Annotated in this window: 5 protein-coding genes; 3 read left to right on the forward strand and 2 right to left on the reverse strand. The window is 63.1% G+C overall.

The window, feature by feature from the left end:
* Positions 1 to 176 precede the first annotated feature (176 nt).
* Positions 177 to 1,106, reverse strand: a complete 930-nt coding sequence (locus RUW20_RS14305; protein WP_313952903.1) for a GGDEF domain-containing protein — start codon at positions 1,104 to 1,106, stop codon at positions 177 to 179.
* Positions 1,107 to 1,525: 419 nt separating this feature from the next.
* The gene (locus RUW20_RS14310) at positions 1,526 to 2,410 is read right to left on the reverse strand and encodes a LysR family transcriptional regulator (RefSeq protein WP_313952904.1); all 885 of its coding nucleotides are present in this window, start codon (positions 2,408 to 2,410) and stop codon (positions 1,526 to 1,528) included.
* A 158-nt stretch (positions 2,411 to 2,568) separates the two neighbouring features.
* Here RUW20_RS14310 and RUW20_RS14315 point away from each other — a divergent pair, with 158 nt between their 5' ends.
* The 3 genes from RUW20_RS14315 (at position 2,569) to RUW20_RS14325 (ending at position 6,389) form a co-directional block, all read left to right on the forward strand.
* The gene (locus RUW20_RS14315) at positions 2,569 to 3,129 is read left to right on the forward strand and encodes a carboxymuconolactone decarboxylase family protein (RefSeq protein WP_313952905.1); all 561 of its coding nucleotides are present in this window, start codon (positions 2,569 to 2,571) and stop codon (positions 3,127 to 3,129) included.
* 196 nt (positions 3,130 to 3,325) lie between these two features.
* Entirely contained in the window at positions 3,326 to 4,975 is a 1,650-nt protein-coding gene (locus tag RUW20_RS14320; protein WP_313952906.1) for a 2Fe-2S iron-sulfur cluster-binding protein, read from the forward strand.
* A gap of 796 nt (positions 4,976 to 5,771) precedes the next feature.
* Positions 5,772 to 6,389 carry a transposase gene (locus RUW20_RS14325; RefSeq protein ID WP_313952907.1) on the forward strand — a complete coding sequence of 206 codons (618 nt, stop codon included), beginning with the start codon at positions 5,772 to 5,774 and terminating at the stop codon, positions 6,387 to 6,389.
* The last annotated feature ends 14 nt before the right edge of the window (positions 6,390 to 6,403 follow it).

Consider the following 6,403-nt stretch of genomic DNA (forward strand, 5'->3'; position numbering starts at 1 on the left):
GCAGCCGTCCGATATTGAAATAGTGCAGAACAATCCTACACTTACTGCAATCGCCCAGTCAAAGTTCGGCCTAGCACCGGGGCTCGCGTGCCGGTGCGGGCTGTGCGCCTGCTCCTCGTGCTTGCCGTTGTTTCCGGACGCGCATCCGCCTCTTCTGGCCGGCCGTGTTGTGGTCGTCACCCGTCTGGTGGTCGTGCTGCCGCGCCGGTTTTTCCCCGCGCTGTCCGGGTTCGCTGTGCCGTGTCACCTTGCGTGATGGCTTGGCCGCAACGAGATTCACGGGCATATTCCTCGAACAAGATGTTGTTCTTGCCCGAGTTCTTGACCTTGTACATCAGCTTGTCAGCGTAGCGTAGCGCATCGTCTGGATTCGCCATGGCACAGTGGAACAGCGCTACACCGATGCTGAAGCCAACGGGCCAGCCGTTCGCACTGGCAAGCTTGACAAGACTTTCATGCAACTCGGTAAAGAACGCCTGGGCACCGGCAAGGTCGGTTTCTGGAAGCAGCACGGCGAACTCGTCACCGCCGAGGCGGCTGCCAAGGTCGGAGCCGCGCAGTCGTTTGCTCAGCGCGCTCGCGACTGCTTTCAGAACCTCATCGCCCACAGCGTGGCCGTGGCTATCGTTGACGCCCTTGAAGCCATCCAGGTCAAGATAGCCGAGAGCCAACGGCCTGCCGTGCCGGTTGGCCAGCATGAAGATCGCGTCGCATCTGTGTCTGAAGGTGCGAGCGTTCAAAAGGCCGGTGAGGCCATCCTCCTGGGCAAGAATTTCCTGAAGATTGAGAGCGCCTCGGAGGCGATCGAGAAGATAAGCAATGATGACGAAATAGCCAAGCCGGACGGTGGCATTCCAGAACGGTATGGCGGGATGGCTGAATTGGTGGTCCGCGGCATACTCGACCGTGAGCCAGCTGATGGCCGAAACGATACAGACAAGAAAGCCGAAGCGCCTACCGACGTACCATGTGCCGACGCCAACGGGAATCGTGTAGAAGATCGAAAGGGACAGTTCATAGCCGGTCGCGAGGTCGCAGGCGCCGACTATCGCCACGAGCAGGAATGAATATGCCCGTAGCTGCCACGGTGACAGCAGCGATAGCAATCCGCTTACGGCTATTCGCATGGCAACAGCCCTGATCGAAGGCCCTGACACTGCAACGCCTGTCCGCGGTCCTGGGCAAATTTGCCGACGGCTCGAGTTACCATCAGGCAATGTACCGCTAAACGGGGTGAACGTCGCCTGCCGGACTTCCGACAGACGTGTGTTTGGTTGATTTCAGTGACCGGTCGAGGCCTGGAACCCGCTGCGAGCGGCTGAGTTCGCTGCCTTGGGATGCGTTGGCGGCAGTGTGGCTATTGGCCGCGCCGCTGCGTCGAGCGGTGCCCATCGACTCGGGCCGGCTTGCCGTCACTCCGACAGTCCAACCCGTCGCATGGCCATCCCGCACGGGAGACTCGGCGATGCCCTTGCCGCAGCCGCGGCCCTTGGTCACCGCCGACCAACTTCTGCAAGACCGAGGATCAGCCCGCATCAGCCAACCCCTGGCGCAGCTTCGGTGCAGCGAAATCGATGAATGCGCGCACGTTCGGCGAGAGTAGCCGGGCTTGCGGATAGACGATGTGCGCCGGTGTGCGCTGGGCGTGATGGCTGGCCAGCACCTCGAGCAGCGTGCCGGCGCGCAGTTCCTCGCGCACGTGGTAGTCAAAGAACTGTCCCCAGCCCAGCCCCAGCACACAGGCCTGCACGGCGGCATCGATCTGGTTGGTGGTCAGCAGGCTGTTCACGGCTACCCGCAGTGTCTTGTCGTGGTCGCGGATCTCCCACTCACCGGGCGATACCAGTCCGGTGAAACTGACGCAAGGCTCGCCGGCCAGATCGCCAGGTGTGCTCGGCGCGCCGCGGCGCGCGAGCAAGGCCGCGCTGCCGACGATCAGGCGGCGCGTGTTCCCGATTGGCACGCCGACCATCGACGAATCAGGCAGTGGCGCCAGCCGGACCGCGAGATCGATCCCTTCCTCGACCAGATCGGTAAGTCGGTCCAGCAACAACAATTCGAGGTGCATCTGCGGGTGCTCGGCGAGGAAGTCGACGACCACCGGCGCCACGAACTGGCGGCCAAAGGGCACCGACGCGGTGATCCGCAGATTCCCGCGCGGCTCGATCCGGCGTGCGCTGAGACTCGCCTGCGCTTCGTCGACTGCCGCCAGGATGGCGCGGCAACGCGCGCAGTATTCGCGGCCTTCGTCGGTCAGCGCCATGCGTCGCGTGGTGCGGTTCAACAGCCTCACCCCAACTTCGCGTTCGAGCGCTGCCAGGGTGCGCACCATCGACGGCTGCGAGACGGCCAGCACCTCCGCAGCCGCGGTCAGGCTGCCGGAATCGACGATCTTCACGAACGCCCGCATCGCGGAGAGCATGTCCATAAGGGCAAATATTACTGCGCAATCTGCAGCAATCAAATCTCTTTCGCGCCATTTATCTGTGCTTTCGAAGTGATCAAGATGGCAATCGTCGCGACTGCAGCGACGCCCGAACCCCAACCCATCAAGAAAGGAAATTCATCATGGCACGCGTTCAAGTCATCGATCCGAAGACCACCTCCGGCGAAACCCGCCAATTGCTCGACGCCGTCCAGGCGCAGCTCGGCACCACGCCCAACTTCATCCGGGTGCTGGCCAACTCGCCCAAGGCGCTGCAAGGCTTCCTCGGGCTCTACGGCGCGCTCGGCGAGGCGAGCATCGACAAGGCGACGCAGGAGCGTATCGCACTGGCCATTGCCGAGGGCAACGCTTGCCAGTACTGCGTCGCGGCGCACACCGCCATCGGACGCCACGCGGGCCTCTCGAACGACGAGATGGTGCTCAACCGTCAGGGCAGCTCACAGGACACCAAGGCAGCCGTGACCGTCGCCTTTGCGCAGGCACTTAACGCCAACCTGGGCGAGATCACCAGCGCGGAATTCGCCGCCGCACGTAGCGGCGGGCTGAGTGACGCGGAGATCGTCGAAGTGATCTCGGTGGTGGCGATCAACCTCTTCACCAATATCCTGGGCAAAGCCACACGCGTCGAGATCGACTTCCCGAAGGTCGACTTGCTGCGCGAGCCGGTCAGGGCCGCCGCCTAGAAGATCGTCTGCCGATTAATGTGAAAGTCGCGTAAGCGACCCACGAATCTCCCTTCTCCCCACTGCGGGAGAAGGGCCGGGAAAGAGGGGGGCGGTCATGACTTTCATGGTTTGGGGTATCTCAACATGTTGTTATGACCGTTCGCCTGTTGGCGGGCCGGCGCTCGCGCTGTTCCCCCTCTCACAGGAGACGATCATGGCTCGTGCCTACAGCGAAATCGCTTTCACCCCCGGCGTGCGCGCCTTCCAGAAGCGTATGGGCAGTCGGGAAAACTATGCCCGCCTGGACCACGTCGACTACCGTGGCGACACGCTTGGCCCGACCGAGGCCGAATTCATCGCCGCGCGCGATGGCTTCTACCAGGCCAGCGTTGGCGAGAACGGTTGGCCGTACGTGCAATTTCGCGGCGGGCCAGCCGGCTTCCTGCGCGTGCTGGATCAGCGCACGCTCGGCTACGCCGATTTTCGCGGCAACGTGCAATACATCAGCGCGGGCAACATCGAAGCCGACGGTCGCGTCGCCCTGATTCTGATGGACTACGCGCAGCGCCGCCGCCTGAAGATCTGGGGTCGCGCACGGCTGGTGGACGAGGCCGACGATGCGGCGCTGATCGCGCGCCTGGAGGATGGCAACTATCGCGCGCGTATCGAGCGCGCCGTGCTGATCAGCGTCGAGGCCTTCGATTGGAACTGCCCGCGGCACATCACGCCGCGCTTTACCGAAACGGAGATCGGCCAGCGTACTCAGGTGCTGCATGCCGAGATCGCGCAACTGCAGCAGGAACTGGTACGCGTCGCACGACGGGTACCACTCGCACCACTTGCGCGTGACCAGGGTGAAGTTCCCGACGGCGGCGGAACGGTGCCGGGCGCGCTGGCTAGTGTGGGTAGTGGCTCGCTGGCATTGATCGTCACCGGTATTCGACAGCTGACGCCGCGCGTACGCGCCTACGAGCTGCGTTCGCCTGACGGGGCCGCCCTGCCGAAGATTGGCGCTGGCGCCCATATCGACGTGCCGCTGCACTTGCCAAACCGCGGCGAGGAAACGCGTCGCTACTCGATCAGCTCCAACCCGGCGCGACGCGACGCCTATGAGATTGCGGTGCTGCGCGAGGATGCTGGGAGCGGTGGCTCGGTCGCCATCCATGCCAGCTGGCAGATTGGTCGGCAGCTGTTCTGCCAACCGCCGGGCAACGACTTCGCGCTGCACGACGACCAGCGGCCAGCGGTACTGATCGCCGGCGGCATCGGCATCACGCCGATCAAGGCGATGGCGCTGCAATTGCAGGCCCGGAAAACCCGGTTCATGCTGCACTACGCCGGCCGTTCGACACGAGAAATGGCCTACCGGGATCGCCTCGAGCGACAGTTCGGCGCCCAGCTGCGCATCTACGCCGGAGATCGCGGCCAACGCCTGGACGTGCCGGGCGTGATCGCCGCAGCGCCTGCCGAGGCGTTGTTCTACGTTTGCGGCCCGGTGCGATTGCTTGACGCCGTGCGCGACGCCGCCGCGACACAGTGCGTCGCTGTCGAGCGGCTGCGCTGCGAGCGCTTCCACGTGTCAGCGCGGCCCGACGATCTGCCCATACAGGTGGTGCTGCACGGCAGCGGCCGCACGCTCGAGGTCGCGGCCCAACAGAGCATTCTCGATGCCGTGCATGCGGCGGGGATAGCTGCGGCGGCTGGCTGCCGTAGCGGTAGCTGCGGGACCTGCGCGGTCAAGGTGCTGGCAGGCATTCCCGATCACCGCGACAGTGCGCTCAGCGACAGCGAGCGCGAGAGGGCCGGGCTGATGTGCATTTGCGTCTCGCGGGCAAGGTCGGCGGCCCTGACGCTTGACCTCTAGTCGCCGGAATCGCAGATGGCCGGGTAGCCGCCTTGCCAGCCCCTGATTACCTGGATCGCGTCGATAAACGACTCAAACCTGGAGAAAGACCGTGCTCTTTTCTGACCCCGGAGCCCGTGTTTTTTTCGACGGAAAGCGCGTAAAGCGTGTGGCGGCTGGAATTCGTAGCTTCCACATGGCGTGCCGCAGGAGAGCAGCATGGTCACCGTCGACCATTGGGCTGATCAGCGAGCGACAAGGCTTTATCGCCAGATGAATCGGGCTCCTACAAACAACTATCTCGCCTGCCTCCGTAGGAGCCCGATTTGTCGGGCGATACGTCGCTGGTATCGAGGCACGGCTGTTTATCTTTCGGATAACGCGAGGTCGGCGCCGAGACCGGCCAAAGCCGCTGCGAAGCCGCGCCGCAGCCACGATTAAACCGGCGGATAGTCAATGACCGCCTTGCGGACAGCATTGGCAAGCAGCCCAGAGACGACAAAGATCAGAAAGCTCATGGCCATGAAGACAGCGCTCAGAGCGCGCAGGTCTGGTAGCGGTGAGGCGGCGTTCGGCTGTACGAACTGCGCCAGGAAAGCCAGAAAGAAGATCGAGAGCTTGAGGTTCCGGGGTTTCAGCAGAAAGGATCTGGCGAACAGTCTCGCCGCGCTGCTGGCCGATGGCGCCGGGTCGACAGTGAAGGCCGCCTTGGCCGATTATCCAAAGGGTCAGCGTGATTTCAATTGGCAAATCACCCTGACCCTTTTTGTTCGGTTCTGCCGCCGTCGTGGTTGTAACCACGACGGCTGTTTTTTTTGTGCACGAGGACTCCCGCTTCTACCCTCACTGGCTCAAGGAATATGCGCTGAACACCGGCTCTCGGATTGATGCCTGCGTATTGATGACCAATCACGTGCATCTGCCTGTTTCGGCGGAAGCGGGAAACAGCGTTGGCGCCTTGATAAAAGCACTGGGGCAGCGCTACGTGCAATACGTCAATCGAAGCTATCGCCGTTCCGGTACTCTCTGGGAAGGTCGCTTGCGCTTGTGTCTGACCCAGGAAGAGCGCTACCTCCTCGCGCTGCCAGCGCGACATCGAACTCAACCCCGTTCGCGCCGGCTTCGTTGGGCACCCGTCCGAGTATCCTTGGTCGAGCTATCGCGTGAAGGCCGAGGGCGAGGGCGATTCGTTGGTCGAGCCGCATCCGCTGTATCTTGCATTGGGAGCGGACCAGTCAACGCGGCAAGCCGCCAATCGCGACCTCTTCCGAAATCAGCTGGATACAGAACGAAGCGAAAGGCTCCGCCGCGCAACGAACGGAAATTTTGCTCCAGGCGACTCGCGGTTTGCAGGGCAGATCTCTCAAACAATTGGCCGACAGGCAAGGCCAGGAACTTGCGGTCGGCCGCGCAAGCGCCCAGACACCGTCTCTGAGCAGCTGTTTTGAG

Source organism: Accumulibacter sp. (assembly GCF_032229525.1).
In the GTDB taxonomy this organism is placed as follows: domain Bacteria; phylum Pseudomonadota; class Gammaproteobacteria; order Burkholderiales; family Rhodocyclaceae; genus Accumulibacter.